Source organism: Okeania sp. SIO2B9 (assembly GCF_010672505.1).
Lineage (GTDB): Bacteria > Cyanobacteriota > Cyanobacteriia > Cyanobacteriales > Microcoleaceae > Okeania > Okeania hirsuta.
On the sequence record NZ_JAAHGK010001520.1, the window covers coordinates 1 to 1611 of the forward strand.

The 1611-nt window shown below is 31.2% G+C and carries 1 protein-coding gene; it reads left to right on the plus strand.

From position 1 onward, the window contains the following. The first annotated feature begins 643 nt into the window (after positions 1 to 643). Complete coding sequence (locus F6K13_RS32230) at positions 644 to 1321, plus strand: glycoside hydrolase family 108 protein (RefSeq protein ID WP_287241233.1); 678 nt, start codon at positions 644 to 646, stop codon at positions 1319 to 1321. Positions 1322 to 1611: the final 290 nt, after the last annotated feature.

Consider the following 1611-nt stretch of genomic DNA (forward strand, 5'->3'; position numbering starts at 1 on the left):
TAATGGTCGTGCATTGCATTGTTTTTGTTACTAGAACAGTGGGAGAATCTTGCTCCCGTGACAAGTATCCCTTTTCTTTGTATACCATTACTATGCAGGACTATCAATTTATCAAGAGATAGAGAGATGGGGAGATAGGGAAAGTCATAAATAGTATAATTACTTGTCTTTCATGTCAACTTGCTATTTTACTATTTTCCTCAACTTTCAGTCCTAAAGCTGATAACAAATGTAGTATTAATTTTGGTATTTAATATTAAATAAGGAAAATTTCAATGATTGGAAAAAAATCACATCAACTTCCACCAAAAATTAAATTTAAATCTCAAATAATTCTGGGAATTACTTCATTAATTTTGATATAGTTATCAGCATTCAGCATTCAGCTATAGTCAAACTTTTAACTGTAATGTTTGGAAATTTCTTAGCTTTGCTAATCTGAATGCGTACTGCGATAACTAATATGAAATAGAAATTGATCAAGAGATATAAAGATGGGGAGAGAGGAAAAGTCATAAATAGCATAATTACTTGTATTTCATATCAACTTGCTCTTTGACTATTTCCCTCAACTTTCAGCCCTAAAGCTGATAATAAATGTAGTATTAATTTTGGTATTTAATATTAAATAAGGAAAAATTCAATGATTGGAAAAAATTTGCATAAACTTCAAGCAAAAATTAAATTTAAATCTCAAATAATTTTGGGAATTATTTCATTAATTTTGACAGTAGGAATCCCGATTTTTATCGATAATAAAATTCCTGCTCAAGCACAAACAGAACAAAAATATGAAGAAAAATTATTTGAAACAGCTCTAGCTTTTACTCTATATTTTGAAGGTGGATTTAGTAATCATCCAGCAGATAAAGGTGGTCGAACTTATAAAGGAATTTTGCAAACTGAATATAATTCCTATAGGCGAAGACGTGGTTTACCAACCTTAGATGTTGCACAAATGTCTGATACCGAACTGATGGAAATTTATCAAGGTTATTGGGATAATAGTAAGTCAGCTACAATGCATCCTGCTCTAGCTGTAGTTATGTTTGATACTGCAGTTAATTTTGGTATTAATAACTCAGTAACTTTTCTCCAACAAGCTTTAGGATTACCACAAACAGGTATATTTGATGCTGTTACTAAGTCAGCATTAGCAGAAGGTAATAATCGAAATACAGCTCTTCAAATGATTAATGAAAGAATTATTTATCGTTATAAAAGAGTGCAGGAAGATTCAAGTCAGATGGCTTTTTTTCATGGTTGGTTGGCTCGTGATTATAGTTTGTGGGGCTATGTAGAAAAGCTCAAAGATCGTTGAAGAAGGAATAGGGAAGAAGGAAGAAGGAAGAAGGTTATTGAGCAAGAAAAAAACTTCAATTTTCTGTAGATATTCACCCTTGGGTTTACACAAGCAATACAAACAGACATGATATGATTAAATATGTGCAATTCGAGAAGTTTATATTAATTTAAAAGAGTGTAAGTTACAGGGAACTCAAATTCCAACTTCCTATTATCTAATATCATGTCCAGATAATTAGTTATGAAAAAAAACCCAACTGTCTATAGATAGCAAATCTCTTTATTCTCCCTACTCCCTACTCGCTT

Bases quoted from the DNA above. Each gene is read 5' to 3' on its own strand.
- F6K13_RS32230 (WP_287241233.1), top strand. From the start codon at position 644: ATGATTGGAAAAAATTTGCATAAACTTCAAGCAAAAATTAAATTTAAA.